12 protein-coding genes are annotated in these 16201 nt (G+C 66.8%); 3 read left to right on the top strand and 9 right to left on the bottom strand.

Annotation, left to right across the window (positions count from 1 at the left end; genetic code table 11):
- Positions 1–119 precede the first annotated feature (119 nt).
- The 3 genes from tkt to ACH82I_RS01445 are packed head-to-tail and all read left to right on the top strand — an operon-like array spanning position 120 to position 4923.
- Positions 120–2201, top strand: a complete 2082-nt coding sequence (gene tkt / locus ACH82I_RS01455) for a transketolase (RefSeq protein ID WP_413335015.1) — start codon at positions 120–122, stop codon at positions 2199–2201.
- A complete protein-coding gene (gene tal / locus ACH82I_RS01450; RefSeq protein ID WP_413335013.1) occupies positions 2198–3301 on the top strand; it encodes a transaldolase in 1104 nt (367 codons plus the stop codon). The genes tkt and tal overlap by 4 nt, the downstream gene beginning before the upstream one ends.
- Entirely contained in the window at positions 3298–4923 is a 1626-nt protein-coding gene (locus ACH82I_RS01445; protein ID WP_413335011.1) for a glucose-6-phosphate isomerase, read from the top strand. Before tal ends, ACH82I_RS01445 begins: the two co-directional genes overlap by 4 nt.
- Before the next feature lie 134 nt (positions 4924–5057).
- Here the strand turns inward: ACH82I_RS01445 and secG are convergent, their stop codons facing one another.
- From secG to uvrA, 9 genes are all read right to left on the bottom strand, one after another.
- On the bottom strand, positions 5058–5303 hold the full coding sequence (gene secG / locus ACH82I_RS01440) for a preprotein translocase subunit SecG (protein ID WP_230744090.1): 246 nt from the start codon (positions 5301–5303) through the stop codon (positions 5058–5060).
- A gap of 44 nt (positions 5304–5347) precedes the next feature.
- Positions 5348–6133 (bottom strand): triose-phosphate isomerase, encoded by a 786-nt coding sequence (tpiA, locus tag ACH82I_RS01435; protein WP_413335008.1) that lies wholly within the window; start codon positions 6131–6133, stop codon positions 5348–5350.
- A 14-nt stretch (positions 6134–6147) separates the two neighbouring features.
- Entirely contained in the window at positions 6148–7362 is a 1215-nt protein-coding gene (locus ACH82I_RS01430) for a phosphoglycerate kinase (protein ID WP_413335006.1), read from the bottom strand.
- Complete coding sequence (gene gap / locus ACH82I_RS01425; protein WP_413335004.1) at positions 7359–8360, bottom strand: type I glyceraldehyde-3-phosphate dehydrogenase; 1002 nt, start codon at positions 8358–8360, stop codon at positions 7359–7361. Before gap ends, ACH82I_RS01430 begins: the two co-directional genes overlap by 4 nt.
- 9 nt (positions 8361–8369) lie before the next feature.
- The gene (gene whiA, locus ACH82I_RS01420; protein ID WP_230744094.1) at positions 8370–9353 is read right to left on the bottom strand and encodes a DNA-binding protein WhiA; all 984 of its coding nucleotides are present in this window, start codon (positions 9351–9353) and stop codon (positions 8370–8372) included.
- 26 nt (positions 9354–9379) lie between these two features.
- Positions 9380–10375, bottom strand: a complete 996-nt coding sequence (locus ACH82I_RS01415) for a gluconeogenesis factor YvcK family protein (RefSeq protein ID WP_230744095.1) — start codon at positions 10373–10375, stop codon at positions 9380–9382.
- 1 nt (position 10376) lies between these two features.
- Positions 10377–11273 carry an RNase adapter RapZ gene (gene rapZ / locus ACH82I_RS01410; RefSeq protein ID WP_230744096.1) on the bottom strand — a complete coding sequence of 299 codons (897 nt, stop codon included), beginning with the start codon at positions 11271–11273 and terminating at the stop codon, positions 10377–10379.
- A 138-nt stretch (positions 11274–11411) separates the two neighbouring features.
- Positions 11412–13271 carry an excinuclease ABC subunit UvrC gene (uvrC, locus tag ACH82I_RS01405; protein ID WP_413335000.1) on the bottom strand — a complete coding sequence of 620 codons (1860 nt, stop codon included), beginning with the start codon at positions 13269–13271 and terminating at the stop codon, positions 11412–11414.
- Between the two features lie 17 nt (positions 13272–13288).
- On the bottom strand, positions 13289–16159 hold the full coding sequence (gene uvrA / locus ACH82I_RS01400) for an excinuclease ABC subunit UvrA (protein ID WP_413336791.1): 2871 nt from the start codon (positions 16157–16159) through the stop codon (positions 13289–13291).
- Between the last annotated feature and the right edge of the window lie 42 nt (positions 16160–16201).

The following is a 16201-nucleotide window of genomic DNA, read 5'->3' as shown; positions in this document are numbered from 1 at the left end:
GTCTGCCGCGACCACACTCTACCCCGAGGTCCGCCCGATGTCTCGGAGAGCGCGAGGGCGACCCGGCGCGGTAGAGTTTGAGTGCACGCTCGCAGCCGAACGAAGGATCGCTCGAAGACATGAACTCCCTGTCCTGGACAGAACTCGACAATCGCGCCGTCGACACCGCCCGCCTCCTCGCCGCAGACGCGGTCCAGAAGGCAGGGAACGGGCACCCCGGAACCGCGATGAGTCTGGCGCCGATCGCCCACTATCTCTACCAGCACGGGCTCACCCATGACCCCTCCGATCCCAGCTGGGTCGGTCGCGACCGCTTCGTCCTCTCCTGCGGCCACAGTTCCCTGACTCAGTACGTTCAGCTCTACCTCGCCGGCTTCGGACTCGAACTCGACGATCTTGAGGCCCTGCGCACCTGGGGCTCCCTGACCCCGGGCCACCCCGAGGTCGGCCACACCGCCGGCGTCGAGATCACCACCGGTCCGCTGGGCTCGGGCCTCGCCTCGGCGGTGGGCATGGCCATGGCCTCCCGTCGCGAACGCGGTCTCTTCGACCCCGCAGCCGCCCCCGGGGCCTCCCCGTTCGACCACTCGATCATCGTGCTCGCCTCCGACGGCGACCTCGAGGAGGGTGTGTCCGGCGAGGCCTCGTCCCTGGCCGGCACCCAGGAGCTGTCCAATCTGCTCGTGATCTGGGATGACAACAAGATCTCCATCGAAGACGACACCGCGATCGCCTTCGGTGAGGACACTGCGGCCCGCTACGCCGCCTACGGCTGGCACGTCCAGCACGTCGACTTCACCGCCGGAGGAGAGTACAAAGAGGACATCGAGGCCTTCCACGCCGCGGTCGAGGCCGCCCGCAAGGATTCCCGCCCCTCCTTCATCCGACTCTCGACGATCATCGCCTGGCCGGCTCCGAACGCCCAGAACACCGGCGGCTCGCATGGTTCGGCCCTCGGCGACGAGGAGATCCGGGCGACCAAGGAGGTCCTCGGCTTCGATCCCGAGGAGACCTTCGCCGTCGCCCCCGAGGTCCTCGAACACACCCGAGCCGTGCGTGAGCGCGGCCGCGCCGCGCACCTCGAATGGGACAAGGCCTTCGCCGCGTGGCGTGAGGTCAACCCGGACAACGCGGCCCTGTTCGACCGCCTCTCGAAGGGTCAGCTGCCGGAGAACCTCGACTCCGCCTTCCCCGTCTTCGAGGCCAGCGAGAAGGGCATCGCCACTCGCGCCGCCTCGGGGCAGGTCCTCAACGCCATCGCCGAGACGATGCCGGAGCTCTGGGGCGGCTCGGCCGACCTCGCAGGCTCGAACAACACCCTGATCAAGGGCGAGCCCAGCTTCCTGCCGGCACACCGGTCGACCGGGGCCTTCTCCGGCAACGAATACGGACGCAACATCCACTTCGGCGTGCGTGAGTTCTCGGCCGGACTCATCGGCAACGGCATCGCCCTCCACGGCGGCACCCGCCCCTACACGGGCACCTTCCTCGTCTTCAGCGACTACCAGCGCCCGGCCGTCCGCCTGGCGGCTCTGCAGGAGGTGCCGAACATCTTCGTGTGGACGCATGACTCGATCGGTCTCGGCGAGGACGGCCCGACCCACCAGCCCATCGAGCATCTTTCGGCGCTGCGCGCGATCCCCGGCCTCGATGTGGTCCGTCCCGCCGATGCCAATGAGACCGCCGTGGCCTGGCGCAAGATCCTCCAGCGCGGCGACGGCCCCAGCGGCCTCGTCCTCACCCGTCAGGCGGTGCCGGTCCTCGACCGGGAGAAGTACGCTCCCGCCGCCGAGGCTGAACGCGGCGGCTATGTGCTCACCGACACCGGTGACGAACCCGAGGTCGCCATCCTCGCCAGCGGCTCCGAGGTCGCCATCGCCCTGGCCGCCGCCGAGGAGCTCCACGCCTCCGGGACCGCCGCCCGGGTCATCTCCATGCCATGCCAGGAATGGTTCGACGCCCAGGACGAGGACTACCGTCGCACCGTGCTCCCCCGATCCCTCAAGGCCCGGGTGAGCATCGAGGCGGCCTCCGCCATGAGCTGGCACAAATACCTCGGCGATGCGGGCCGGGCCGTGTCCATCGAGCACTTCGGCGCCTCCGCCGACTACGCGACCCTGTACGAGAAGTTCGGCATCACCTCGGCGGCCGTCGTCACCGCCGCCGAGGATTCGATCGCCGCGGCGAAGGAGAACGCATGAGCACCAATCTGGAACGGCTGAGTTCGCACGGGGTCTCGATCTGGCTCGATGACCTCTCCCGCACCCGCCTGAAGTCCGGGGACCTCGCCCGGCTCATCGCCGAATCGCAGGTCACCGGGGTGACGACGAACCCGACGATCTTCGCCAATGCGATCGCCGGAGCCGACAGCTACGATGCTGCGGTCGCCGAACTCGCCGGACAGGGCGTCGAGGTCGATGAGGCCATCGAGTCCCTGACCACCACGGACGTGGCGGAGGCCGCTCGGCTCTTCCGCCCGATCTTCGATGCCACCGACGGCGACGACGGACGCGTGTCCATCGAGGTCGCTCCCCCGCTGGCCCATGATGCCGAGGGCACCGTGGCCTCGGCCAAGGCGCTGTGGGAGCGCGTCGGCGAACCGAACACGATGATCAAGATCCCGGCCACCGAGGCGGGCCTGCGAGCCATCTCGGAGACCATCGGCGCCGGTATCAGCGTCAACGTCACCCTCGTGTTCTCGCTGACTCGCTACCGTCACGTCGTCGAGGCGTTCCTGCAGGGGCTGGAGAAGGCCCGCGCCGCCGGACACGATCTGTCGACGATCCGGTCCGTGGCCTCGGTGTTCGTCTCCCGCGTCGACTCCGAGATCGATGCCCGACTCGACGCACTCGACGATCCCGCTGCCGCCGGGCTCAAGGGCCGGGCCGGCATCGCGAACTGTGTGCTCGCCCACGAGATCCATTCGCAGCTCTTCACCTCGGAGCGCTTCCGGGTCCTCGAACTCGCCGGCGCCCGGCCGCAGCGGCTGCTGTGGGCCTCGACCGGTGTGAAGAACCCCGACTACGCGGACACCATGTACGTGTCCGGTCTCGTCGCCGAGAACACAGTCAACACGATGCCCGAGCCGACGCTCGAGGCCTTCGCCGACCACGGTGAGGTCACCGGAGAGATCACGGCCTCCGACTACCGCGCCGCGGACGAGGTCTTCGACTCCCTGGCCCGACTCGGCATCGACTACGCGGAGGTGATGACCGTGCTCGAACAGCAGGGTCTGGAGAAGTTCGATGTCAGCTGGACCGAGCTCCAGGGCACGATCCGCACGGCGCTGGGTCGAGCATGAGACTCCAGCTCAGCGTTCCCGTCGACGAGGAATTCGACGCCGAGCTCACTCGGCTGATCTCGGCGCGTGTGGCCGGCCGGATCACGGACAAGGACGCCGGGGTGTTCGACGATGCCGAGGGTGTCGCCTCCCGGTTAGGGTGGGTGGACCTGCCCGCCCATGCGGCCGAGCTGTGTGATGAGATCGAGTCCCTGCGACAGCGTCTGAGCGAGCAGGGTCTGCGGTCGATCAGCCTGACCGGAATGGGCGGCTCCTCCTTGGCGCCCGAGGTGATGGCCGGTACCGCCGGCGTCCGCCTCGAGGTCGTGGATTCGACCGACCCGAACCAGGTCGCCGAGGCGATCGGCACCGACCTGTCCCACACCGTTCTCGTCGTCGCCTCGAAATCGGGGACCACGGTCGAGACCGACGCGATCAGACGGGCCTTCTCCTCGGCGTTCGAGGCTCTCGGCATCGACCCGGGCTCCCGGATGATCGCGATCACGGACCCGGGCACCGAGCTCGATGCGCTCGCGAACGAGCAGGGCTTCCTCGCCACCTTCCGCGCCGATCCGACTGTAGGCGGTCGCTTCAGTGCGCTCTCGCCCTTCGGTCTGGTCCCGGCTGGACTCGCCGGTGTCGATGTGCGTGGCATCGTCGCAGCGGCGGCCTCAGCCGTTGCCGAGTTCGCCGCGGACTCCGCGGACAACCCGGTCCTGCGCTTCGGCACCTGGCTGGGCATCGGACATGCGCGGGCGACCGAGAAGCTCGTGCTCGCTGAGACCTCACCGGCACTGACCGGGCTCTCCCCCTGGGTCGAGCAGCTCGTCGCCGAGTCCCTCGGCAAGGACGGGCAGGGTATCCTGCCGGTCGTCGTCGACGGAACCGGCGATGTCGGCTTCTCCGATGCCCGGGCCGATGCTCTGCTGTGTGTGCTCGGTGCCGCAGACGAGGGCCTCGGTGCCCCCTCCGGATTCGAGGCCGTCGTCGATGGCAGCCTCGGCGAACTGTTCCTGTTCTGGGAGTACGCCACGGCGATCGCCGGCTACAGCATCGGGGTCAACCCGTTCGATCAGCCGGACGTCGAGTCCGCGAAGGCCAATGCCAAGCAGGTGCTGGCACGACCGGCCGACGGAGACGAACAGCCTCCGGCGTTCCGGGAGGGCCAGGTGCAGGTCTTCGGCTCCGGTGAGGGTGTTCAGACCCTGAAGGAGGCTCTCGAAGAGCTCTTCGCCACGGTCGACGAATACGGTTATGTCGGGATCCAGGCCTATCTCGACAGGATCGCCGATGCGGCGGCGGAGGGGCTGCGCGCCCTGGTGTCCACGCATGCCGGCGTGCAGACCACCTTCGGCTTCGGACCGAGGTACCTGCATTCGACGGGCCAATACCACAAGGGCGGCCACCCGAACGGGGTGTTCCTCCAGATCACGGCCGAACCCCGGACGGATCTGCTGGTGCCGGGCCGCTCCTACGGGTTTACGGAGCTCCAGCGGGCACAGGCGGCCGGGGATGCCGCCGCACTGGCCGAGAGGAATCGCCCGGTGCTCCGCCTCCACCTGCTCAATCGGACCCTCGGCCTCCAGCAGGTGCGCGAAGCCCTCGGCACGATCTCGCCCCAGCACCACTTCGGCGTGGACTGAGGACTGCTCGGGGCTGAGGACTGCTCGGGGCTGAGGACTGCTCGGGGCTGAAGTCAGCTCAGGAGACGCGCATGAGGAAGGGCCCCGACCATTCGGTCGGGGCCCTTCCTCATGCGCGGGCGCTCGGGGCGTGATCAGCCGTTGAAGCGGGTGATGAGTCCGAGCAGGATGATGCTGGCTGCCCACACGATCGCCATCAGCGTGGTGAAGCGGTTGAGGTTGCGCTCGGCCACGCCGGACGAGCCGAGCGACGATGACATTCCGCCGCCGAACATGTCCGACATGCCTCCGCCCTTGCCCTTGTGCATGAGGATCAGCAGGGTGAGGAAGATGCTCGTGAGCACGAGCAGCGCAATGAGTATGATGTTGAGGATTTCCACGTCGGTAACAGCCTCTGTATTCGTCAGGTGATTTGCAGTTCAGTCTACTTGGCGACCGCGGCCTTGCACAAAGCGGCGAAGTCGGGGCCGTTGAGGCTGGCTCCGCCGACGAGCGCTCCGTCGACATCGGCCGAGGCCACGATCTCTGCGACGTTGTCGGTATTGACCGAGCCGCCGTAGATGATGCGGGTGGCTTCTGCCAGTCCGGGTCCGTACTTCTCGCCCAGGTGGGCGCGGATCGCTGAGGCCATCTCCGCGGCATCGGCGGCGGTCGCCGTCTCCCCGGTCCCGATCGCCCACACGGGTTCATAGGCGATGACGAGGCCGTCGAGGGCCTCGGCTCCGAGTCCGGCCAGGGACTCCTCGAGCTGACGCAGCGTGAAGTCGACATGGGTCTTCTCCTGCCGCTGGTCGAGCGACTCGCCCACGCAGAGGATCGGGGTGAGATCAGCGGACACCGCCGCCTTGATCTTCGCGGCCACGATCTCATCGGTTTCGTGGTTGTTCGCGCGTCGTTCGCTGTGGCCGATGACGACATAGGTGCAGCCGAGCCGGGACAGGAACGAGGCGGCGATCTCTCCGGTGTGTGCTCCAGGTTCATGCTGGGAGACGTCCTGGGCACCGTAGCCCAACCACAGCTTGTCGCCCTGGATGAGGGTCTGGACGGAGCGGATGTCGGTGAACGGCGGAATCACGACGACTTCGCAGCGACTCTCGTCGAGCTTGGCGTCTTCTAAGGCCCAGGCGAGTTTCTGGACGCTGGAGATGGCCTCGAGATGATCGTGGTTCATCTTCCAGTTTCCGGCCAGGAGCAGGGTGCGGTCGCTCATTGTGCTCTTCTTCCTTATGCGAGTGCGTCGAGTCCGGGCAGGGTCTTGCCTTCGAGGTATTCGAGGCTGGCTCCTCCGCCCGTGGAGATGTGTCCGAATTCCTCATCGGAGAAGCCGAGGCTGCGCACGGCCGCCGCGGAATCGCCGCCGCCGACAACGGTGAGGCGCTCCCCCTCGGCCGCGGAGGCTGTCAGCGCCTGCGCCACGGACTTGGTTCCGGCGGCGAAGGCCGCGAATTCGAAGACGCCCATCGGACCGTTCCAGAACACGGTGGCCGAGTTCTCGATGATCTGCGCATAGGCGGTGGCGGTCTCGGGTCCGATGTCGAGGCCGAGTCCGCTGTCTGCGGCCGGCGTCGATTCGAGTTCGTCGATCGGGCGGATCCAGTTCTCGGCATCTGCGGCGAAGGAGGCGGCCATGACGATGTCGGTGGGCAGCACGATCCGCGCTCCCCCAGCCTGCGAGCGTTCGAGGTAGCTCTTGACGTCGGCGATCCGGTCGGTCTCGACGAGGCTCGAGCCGATGCTGTGACCCAGTGCTGCGAGGAAGGTGAAGACCATGCCGCCGCCGATGAGCAGATTGTCCGCCCGATCGATGAGGTTATCGATGACGCCGAGCTTGTCCGAGACCTTCGAGCCGCCGAGGACGACGGTGAAGGGGGCCTGCGGGTCGTTGAGCAGGCGGTCGCTAACTTCGACCTCGGCCCGCACGAGCGAACCGGCGTAGTGGGGCAGCAGTTCGGCGATGTCGAAGACCGAGGCCTGCTTGCGATGGACGACGCCGAATCCGTCGGAGACGAAGTCGTCGGCGAGTGCGGCGAGCTCGGCGGCGAAGGCCTGCCGCTGGGCGTCGTCCTTCGCGGTCTCTCCGGGGTTGAAGCGGAGATTCTCGAGCAGCAGCACCTGTCCCTCGCTCAGACCGGCAGCCTTCGCCTTCGCGTCCTCACCGACGGTGTCGGAGGCGAAGGCGACCTCGCGGCCGATCGCCGTGGCGAGTTCCGGGGCGATCGGGGCCAGGGAGTACTGCGGGTCGGGTTCGCCCTTGGGACGGCCGAGGTGGGACATGACGATAACCTTGGCCCTCGCCTCGGCGAGGTTCTTGATCGTGCCCGCCGAGGCGAGGATCCGGCCGCGGTCGGTGATCGTCGTCCCGTCCATCGGAACGTTGAGATCGCTGCGGACGAGCACCGTGTGCCCGGCGAAGATCCCCGGATCGTCGTAAGTCCTCATGAGGTCCTTTCCCTGAGAATGTAGCTGAGCATGTCCTTGAGACGGTTCGTGTAGCCCCACTCGTTGTCGTACCAGGCCACGATCTTGATCTGGTTGCCCAGGGCCATCGTCAGCTTGGAGTCGACGATCGCCGAGGCGGTGGTGCCGACGATGTCGGTGGAGACGAGTTCGTCGGTCGAATAGTCGAGATAGGGCGAGTCCGCGGCGGCGGCCTCGAGGATCTCGTTGATCTCCTCGGCGCTGGTCTCGCGTCCCGGGGTGAAGGTGAAGTCGATGATCGAACCGGCCGGCACGGGAACACGCACGGCGAGGCCGTCGAGCTTGCCGGCCAGGTGCGGGATGACCTTGCCAACGGTGCGGGCGGCACCCGTGGTGGTGGGCACGATGTTGATCGCGGCCGCCCGGGCCCGGCGCAGGTCGCGGTGGGGGCCGTCGACGAGCATCTGGTCCCCGGTGTAGGCGTGGACGGTGTTGAGCAGACCGGATTCGACGCCGATCGCGTCGTCGACGGCCTTGACCACGGTGGCCATGCAGTTCGTCGTGCACGAGGCGTTGGAGACCACGGTGTGCTGGGCAGGATCGAAGTCGGATTCGTTCACGCCCATCACGAACGTGGCGTCGACGTCCTTGCCGGGGGCGGAGAGGACCACGGTCTGCACGGACCCGCCGAGGTGGGCCTCGGCCTGGTCACGGCGAGTGAATCGGCCCGTGGATTCGACGACGAGTTCGACGTTCTGGGAACTCCAGTCGATGCTGCCCGGATCGGCCTGGCTGAACACGGCGATGGTCCGGCCGTCGACGGTCAGGGAGTCCTCACCGGCGCTGACCTCGTGGTCGAAGCGCGGCCACACGGAATCGTGGGTCAGCAGGTGGGCGAGGGTCTCGGTATCGGTGAGATCGTTGATCGCAACGACCTCGAGATCGGAGGAGGGTTCGAGGGTCAGACGGAACAGGGCGCGGCCGATACGGCCGAAGCCGTTGATAGCGATTCGTCTCATGCCTCGATCTTAGCGATCTTCGAGCATTTCCGGAGTCAGGCTGGCTTCGGTTCCCGGAATTCCCAGTTCCTCGGCATGTTTGTCGGCCGTAGACAGGAGGCGGCGGATGCGGCCGGCCACCGCGTCCTTGGTCATCGGCGGATCCGCCAGCTGCCCGAGCTCCTCGAGGGAGGCCTGTTTGTGGGTGACGCGCAGCTGACCGGCGTAGCGCAGATGTTCGGGGACTTCGTCTCCGAGGATCTCCAGGGCGCGTTCGACTCTTGCGCCTGCGGCCACTGCCGCACGGGCCGAGCGGCGCAGGTTCGCGTCATCGAAGTTCGCCAGGCGGTTGGCCGTGGCCCGCACCTCACGGCGCATGCGCCGCTCCTCCCAGACGAGCACGGCGCTGTGTGAGCCCATCCGCGTCAGCAGGGCGGCGATGTCGTCTCCGTCGCGGATGACGACGCGGTCGACCCCGCGGACCTCCCGGGCCTTGGCGCTCAGGCCCAGACGACGGGCGGCTCCGACGAGAGCCAGCGCGGCCTCCGGTCCCGGGCAGGTGACTTCGAGGGCGGATGATCGTCCCGGTTCGGTCAGTGAGCCGTGGGCGAGGAAAGCGCCTCGCCAGGCGGCCTCGGCGTCGGCGACGGAGCCGTTGACGATGGCCGAGGGCAGTCCGCGGACGGGGCGTCCGCGGTTGTCGACGAGTCCGGTCTGGCGGGCCAGCGCTCCCCCGTCTCGGGTCACGCGCAGCAGGTAGCGGTTCGAGCGGCGGATGCCGGCGGCGTTGATGACGACGATGTCGGCGAACTGGCCGTAGAGGTCCTTGATCTCGCTGCGCAGACGCTTCGCCGCCTGCGCGGTGTCGAGCTCGGCCTCGAGCACGATCGAACCGTTGACGAGATGGAGAGCCGAAGAGAAGCGGAAGATGGCCGAGACTTCGGCCTTGCGCGCCGAGGTGCGGGTGATCGTGACCCGGGCCAGCTCATCCTTGACCTGAGCGGTCAGTGCCATTGTTCGTCCTCCTGCGCCTGAATTTCCTACCACTGCTCGTCCACACCGATCCCGGCGTCGATCAACATGTCACGGTAACACGCCGCGAGCTTGAGGCTGTCATGCTGACCCACCCGCCTCGAGCGCAGCGGACGCACCCAGAGTTTGGCGTTGAACATGTCGCGGGCGCGCTGTTCGAGGTCAGGTTCGACGGCGGTCGCGGCCTCGTCCACCAGCACATAATGCAGCTCGAGCGCGGGGGCGTGCCGGTGAAGGGACATGAGGTGCTCGCCGAGGCTGAGGTCCCGGGTCTCGCCATCGGTGGAGCTGAGGTTCAACGTGAGAGATTTCACCGCACCGGACCTGCCGATCGCCTCGGCGAGGGAGGGCACGAGCAGATGCGGCATCACCGAGGTGTACCAGGAGCCCGGCCCGAGGTTGAGCACATCGGCTTCCTGCACGGCTTCGATGGTCTCGTACCTGGCCGGAGGGACCGCGGGGTCGAGGCGGACGTTCTCTACGTGGCCGCGGGTGGACGCGAGGACGGACTGGCCGCGGACGACCTGGAAGGATCCGGGGAACTTCACATCGGCCTCGATCGTCAGCGGCACCGAGGACATCGGCAGGACGCGTCCGTGGGCGCGCAGCAGCTTGGCCATCCAGTCGAGTCCGGCGACGTGATCGCCGTGGATCTGCCAGAGGGCGGCGATGAGGAGGTTGCCCACTGCGTGACCGCTGAGCTCCCCTTCGGAGTCGAAGCGGTGCTGGATCACATCGCGCCAGGTCTTGCCCCAGTTGCCGTCATCGCAGAGCGCGGCGAGAGCCATCCGCAGATCCCCCGGCGGCAGCCCGCCGAGTTCGTCGCGGAGACGACCGGAGGACCCGCCGTCATCGGCGACGGTGACGACGGCGGTCAGCGATTCGGTGAGCAGGCGGAAGGCCCGCAGCGCCGCGTAGAGTCCGTGTCCGCCGCCGAAGGAGACGATCTTGGGGCCTTTGTTCTGCACCGCAGGGGTGATCTGCGGGAGGTCTTCGGTCTCCATCTCATTCTCTCCCCAGATCGCGGTGGCGCACGGAGACCGGGATGCCGGTCTGTGCGGCCAGGCTCTTGGCCACGCGTTCGCTGATCGCCACCGAACGGTGCTTGCCGCCGGTGCAGCCGATGCCGATCATGGCGTAGCCGCGACCTTCGTGGAGATAGCCGCGAGAGACGGTCTCGAGCGTCGCGGTGTAGCGTTCGATGAATTCCTCGGCGCCGTTCTGTTCGAGCACATAGTCGGCGACATCGGAGTCGAGTCCGTTGTGCCCGCGCAGGTGCGGAATCCAGTACGGGTTGGGCAGGAAGCGGACATCGGCGACGTGGTCGGCGTCCTTGGGCAGGCCGTATTTGAATCCGAAGCTCATCACGGTCAGCCGCAGCGGCGGGGCGTCGTCGGCGCTGAATCGCTTGCGGACCTCGCTCGAGAGCTGGTGCACGTTGAGCGTGGAGGTGTCGATGATGATGTCGGCGCGATGTTTGAGCGATTCGAGGCTCGAGCGTTCGGCTTCGATGCCGTCGAGCAGCGTGCCCTCACCCTGCAGAGGGTGGGGTCTGCGGGTAGATTCGAAGCGGCGCACGAGCACCTCGTCGGAGGCTTCGAGGTAGAGGATCGACAGGGACAGCCCCTGATCGATGAAGTCGCCGATCGTGTTCTCGAGCTCTTCGTATTTGGCGCGCCCCTTCGAATCGGTGACGATCGCGATCTTCGGCAGGGCACCGTCGGCGCGGGCGACGAGTTCGACCAGCGGTCGCATCATCTGCGGGGGCAGATTGTCGACGACGTACCAGTCCATGTCCTCGAGCACATTGGCGACAGTGGTCCGACCGGCCCCGGACATTCCGGTGACGAGCACGACCTCGATGGGATGGTCGGCACCGTTCGATTCGGTCTGCGTACTCACTCGTCCTCCTGGGGGTGCGCGTCGACATGCTGGCGGCAGGCGGGTGCGAAACCCGCTCGGACACTACTCTAGAGCAGAAATCGGACGCTCAGTCTGCGGGGAGTCTCAGTCTTCGCACCACCCGGACTCTCCGGTGGCTCAGTCGGCGAGGGCGGCCGCGATCTTCTCCGCCAGGGCCGGTCCGATGCCCTTGACCTCGCAGATCTCGTCGATACTCGCCGCCCGGACCTTCTTGACCGAACCGAAGTGTCGCAGCAGCGCGGTGCGCTTGGACTCGCCCAGCCCCGAGATGTCGTCGAGGACGGAGGAGGTCATCGCCTTCGTCCGCTTCGAGCGGTGGTAGCTGATGGCGAAGCGGTGGGCTTCGTCACGCAGCCGCTGCATGAGGAAGAGGCCCTCGGAGTTGCGCGGCAGGATGACGGGGAACGGATCCTCGGGAACCCACACCTCCTCGAGGCGTTTGGCCAGTCCGACCACGGAGATGTCGGGGATGCCGAGATCGCCGAGCGCCCGCATGGCCGCGGCGACCTGCGGTCCGGCACCGTCGACGACGAGGAGGCTGGGCCGGTAGCCGAAGCGGTCGTCGGGTTCCTCGGAGCTCATCTGCTCGAGGTAGCGGCTGAACCGTCGGGAGACCACGTCGTACATGGAGGCGGTGTCATCGGCGGCGGCCTCGCCGTGGATGGCGAAGTGCCGGTAGTCGCGCTTCTTGGCCATGCCGTCCTCGAACACGACGAGCGAGGCCACGACATTGGATCCCTGGGTGTGAGAGATATCGATGCATTCAATGCGCAGCGGCGCCTCGGGCAGATCGAGGTGCTCCTGGATCTCCTTGAGCGCCTGGCTGCGGGTGGTGAGGTCGGAGGAGCGTTTGAGCTTGTGCTGGATCAGCGCCTCCTTCGCGTTCTTGCTCACGGTTTCGAGGGCCGCCTTCTTCTCACCCCGCTCCGGCACTCGGACGGTGACCTTGGCCTCGCGCTGTTCGCTCAGCCAGGCTTCGAGGGAGTCGAGGTCGGCCGGGAGGGTGTCAACGAGGATCTCCTTCGGGATCGCATCGGCGTCGAGCCCGGAGTAGGCCTGCCGCAGATAGTCGGTGGTCAGCTCCTCCGGCGTGTGGTCATCGGAGCGTTCGATGATCCAGCCGCGCTGACCGCGGATCCGACCCTGGCGGACGTGGAAGACCTGCACCGAGGCCTCGAGCTCTTCGGTCACCAGGGCGAAGACATCGCAGTCGGCGCTGACGGAGAGCACCACCGCGGACTTGTCGAGAACCTTCTGGAGTGCGGTGATCTCGTCGCGCAGCCGGGCCGCCTGTTCGTAGTCGAGCTCGGCCGCCGCCGCGGACATCTCCTTCCGCCGGTAGCTGATGAAGCGTCCCGTGTTGCCGGACATGAAGTCGGAGATGCTGCGGGCGAGATCCCGGTGCTCCTCCTTGCCGATCTGACCGACGCAGGGGGCGGCGCACTTGTCGATGTAGCCGAGCAGGCAGGGTCGGCCGCTGCGTTCGGCCCGCCGGTAGACTCCGGCGGTGCAGGTGCGCATCGGGAAGGCGCGCAGCAGCAGGTCGAGGGTGTCCTTGATCGCCCAGACCTGTGCGAAAGGCCCGAAGTACTTGATCCCCTTGCGACGCTTCCCCCGGGTGATGAAGGCCCGCGGGACCTCGTCGCCCATGGTGATCGCCAGGTACGGGTACGACTTGTCGTCGCGGAACATGACGTTGAACCGCGGATTGAATTCGTTGATCCACGTCCACTCCAGCTGGAGCGCTTCCACCTCGGTGTCGACGACGGTCCATTCCACCGAGGCGGCCGTATGCACCATCGTCGAGGTGCGCGGGTGCAGCTGCGCCGGGTTCGCGAAGTACGAGTTGAGCCGGTTGCGGAGGTTCTTCGCCTTCCCGACGTAGATCACCCGTCGATCGGGGTCCCGGAACTTGTAGACCCCGGCCGAGGTCGGGATCGAGCCCGTCGCCGGACGATAGCTGGCTGGATCAGGCATCGCACGTCGTTTCTCGTTCAGGCATCGAGCATCGTCTTGAGGAACCGTCCCGTATGCGAGGCGGAGACCTCGGCGACTTCCTCCGGAGTGCCCTGGGCGATGATCTGCCCGCCGCCGCGTCCGCCTTCGGGACCGAGGTCGATGATGTGATCGGCATTGCCGATGACGTCGAGGTTGTGTTCGATGACGATGACCGAGTTGCCCTTGTCCACGAGCCCCTGGAGCACGTGGAGCAGCTTCGAAATGTCCTCGAAGTGCAGACCGGTCGTGGGTTCGTCGAGGACGTAGGCGGTGCGGCCGCGGGAGCGCTTCTGCAGCTCGGAGGCGAGCTTGACGCGCTGGGCCTCACCGCCGGACAGGGTGGTCGCCGGCTGGCCGAGGCGGACATAGCCGAGGCCGACCTCGACGAGGGTCTTCATGTGTCGGGAGATCGCGGGGATCGCGGCGAAGAAGTCGTTCGCCTCCTCGATCGGCATGTCGAGCACCTCGGCGATGGTCTTGCCCTTGAACGTGACCTCGAGGGTCTCCCGGTTGTAGCGGGCTCCCCCGCAGACCTCGCAGGGGACGTAGACATCGGGCAGGAAGTTCATCTCGATCTTGATCGTGCCGTCGCCGCTGCAGTTCTCACAGCGACCGCCCTTGACGTTGAAGGAGAACCGACCCGGCAGGTAGCCGCGGACCTTCGCCGATTCGGTTTCGGCGAAGAGGCGGCGGATGTGGTCGAAGACGCCGGTGTAGGTGGCGGGATTCGACCGCGGGGTCCGTCCGATCGGCGACTGGTCGACGTGGACGACCTTGTCGAGATTGTCCAGACCGGTCACCCGCTTGTGCCTGCCGGGGACCCGAGAGGCGCCGTTGAGGACATTGGCCATCTGCGTGTAGAGGATCTCGTTGACCAGGGTGGACTTGCCGGAGCCGGAGACTCCGGTGACTGCGGTGAGCACACCGAGGGGGAAGGACACCGTGACATCGCGGAGATTGTTCTCCACCGCCTTCTCAACGGTGACCAGACGGTCCTTGTCCACGGGCCGACGGGTGGTCGGGATCTGGATCTCACGACGGCCGGCGAGGTAGTCGCCGGTGATGGAATTCTCCGCGTCCTTGAGCCCGGGCACCGGTCCGGAGTAGATGACCTCTCCCCCGTGCTCGCCCGCGCCGGGTCCGATGTCGACGATCCAGTCGGCGGATTCGATCGTGTCCTCATCGTGTTCGACGACGATGAGGGTGTTGCCGAGGTCCTTGAGTTTGTTGAGCGTGTCGATGAGGCGGCGGTTGTCGCGCTGGTGCAGGCCGATCGAGGGCTCGTCGAGGACGTAGAGGACGCCGACGAGGCCGGATCCGATCTGGGTGGCCAGGCGGATGCGCTGGGCTTCGCCGCCGGACAGGGTGCCCGCGGCGCGGTCGAGGCTGAGGTAGTCGAGTCCGACGTCGAGGAGGAAGCCGAGCCGGGCGTTGATCTCCTTCATCACCTGCGCGGCGACGGCCGCATCACGGGAGCTGAGTTCGAGCGAGGACAGGAATTCGGCCGCCTCGTCCAGCGCCATCTCTGACACCTCGGCGATCGACTTCTCCCCGACCTTGACCGCGAGGATCTCGGGTTTGAGGCGGGTGCCGTCGCAGCTGGCGCAGGGGATCTCCCGCATATACGACTCGTAGCGTTCGCGCGACCAGTCGGACTCGGTCTCCTCGTGCTTGCGCTGGATGTACTGGTAGACGCCTTCGAAGCCGGTCGAATAGGTGCGTTCGCGGCCGAAGCGGTTCTTGTACTTGACGTGGACCTGGTAGTCCTTGCCCGAGAGCACCGCGGCCTTCGCCGACTTCGACAGCTTCTTCCACGGCGTCTTCATATCGAAGTCGAGCTCATCGCCGAGGCCTTTGAGGAGGCGGTTGAAGTACTTCGAGACCTGCTTGCCGCCGGACCAGGGAGCGATCGCCCCTTCGCCGAGGCTGAGGTCTTCGTCGGGGACGACGAGGCTCTCATCGACCTGGAGGCGGGTGCCGATGCCGTCGCAGGTGGGGCAGGCGCCGAAGGGCGAGTTGAACGAGAACGTCCGCGGTTCGATCTCATCGATCGTCAGCGGGTGCTCATTGGGGCACGACATGTGTTCGGAGAAGGTGCGAGTGACCTGTTCGTCGACGAGGTCGATGTCGATCCGGCCGTCGGCCAGTCCCAGCGCCGTCTCCACGGAGTCGGTCAGGCGCGGGCGCAGACCGGGTTTGGCGACGAGGCGGTCGACGACGACGGAGATCGTGTGTTTGTACTGCTTCTCCAGCGTCGGCGGTTCGCTCAGGCTGATCTGTTCGCCGTCGACGACGGCACGGGAGAAGCCCTTGGCCTGCAGGTCGGTGAACAGGTCGACGAATTCGCCCTTGCGGGAGCGGACAACGGGAGCGAGGACGAGGAACTTCGTGCGCTCCTCGAGCTCGAGGAGCTGATCGACGATCTGCTGCGGGGTCTGCTTGGTGATCACCTCACCGCAGACGGGGCAGTGGGGAATGCCGATGCGCGCCCACAGCAGACGCAGGAAGTCGTAGACCTCGGTGATGGTGCCGACCGTGGAGCGGGGGTTGCGGGAGGTCGATTTCTGGTCGATGGAGACCGCCGGGGACAGTCCTTCGATGAAGTCGACATCGGGCTTGTCCATCTGCCCGAGGAACATCCGGGCGTAGGAGGACAGAGATTCGACGTAGCGTCGCTGTCCTTCGGCGAAGATCGTGTCGAAGGCCAGGGAGGACTTGCCCGATCCGGACAGGCCGGTGAACACCACCATGGAGTCTCTGGGCAGAGCGATCTCCACGTTCTTGAGGTTGTGCGCACGCGCGCCCTTGACCCACAGGGTATCGAGATGGGACACGCCTGTGGCTTGCTCACCGCTGTTAGTTTTCATCACCTGACCACTGTATTACTCGGCACTGACATTGCATCATTT

This window comes from Brevibacterium sp. GP-SGM9 (genome assembly GCF_047300845.1).
Classification (GTDB): Bacteria; Actinomycetota; Actinomycetes; order Actinomycetales; family Brevibacteriaceae; genus Brevibacterium.
This window is presented reverse-complemented; position numbering and strand designations above follow the sequence as displayed.

Bases quoted from the DNA above. Each gene is read 5' to 3' on its own strand.
- tkt (WP_413335015.1), top strand. From the start codon at position 120: ATGAACTCCCTGTCCTGGACAGAACTCGACAATCGCGCCGTCGACACC.
- tal (WP_413335013.1), top strand. From the start codon at position 2,198: ATGAGCACCAATCTGGAACGGCTGAGTTCGCACGGGGTCTCGATCTGG.
- ACH82I_RS01445 (WP_413335011.1), top strand. From the start codon at position 3,298: ATGAGACTCCAGCTCAGCGTTCCCGTCGACGAGGAATTCGACGCCGAG.
- tpiA (WP_413335008.1), bottom strand. From the start codon at position 6,133: ATGAGCGACCGCACCCTGCTCCTGGCCGGAAACTGGAAGATGAACCAC.
- ACH82I_RS01430 (WP_413335006.1), bottom strand. From the start codon at position 7,362: ATGAGGACTTACGACGATCCGGGGATCTTCGCCGGGCACACGGTGCTC.
- gap (WP_413335004.1), bottom strand. From the start codon at position 8,360: ATGAGACGAATCGCTATCAACGGCTTCGGCCGTATCGGCCGCGCCCTG.
- whiA (WP_230744094.1), bottom strand. From the start codon at position 9,353: ATGGCACTGACCGCTCAGGTCAAGGATGAGCTGGCCCGGGTCACGATC.
- ACH82I_RS01415 (WP_230744095.1), bottom strand. From the start codon at position 10,375: ATGGAGACCGAAGACCTCCCGCAGATCACCCCTGCGGTGCAGAACAAA.
- uvrC (WP_413335000.1), bottom strand. From the start codon at position 13,271: ATGCCTGATCCAGCCAGCTATCGTCCGGCGACGGGCTCGATCCCGACC.
- uvrA (WP_413336791.1), bottom strand. From the start codon at position 16,159: ATGAAAACTAACAGCGGTGAGCAAGCCACAGGCGTGTCCCATCTCGAT.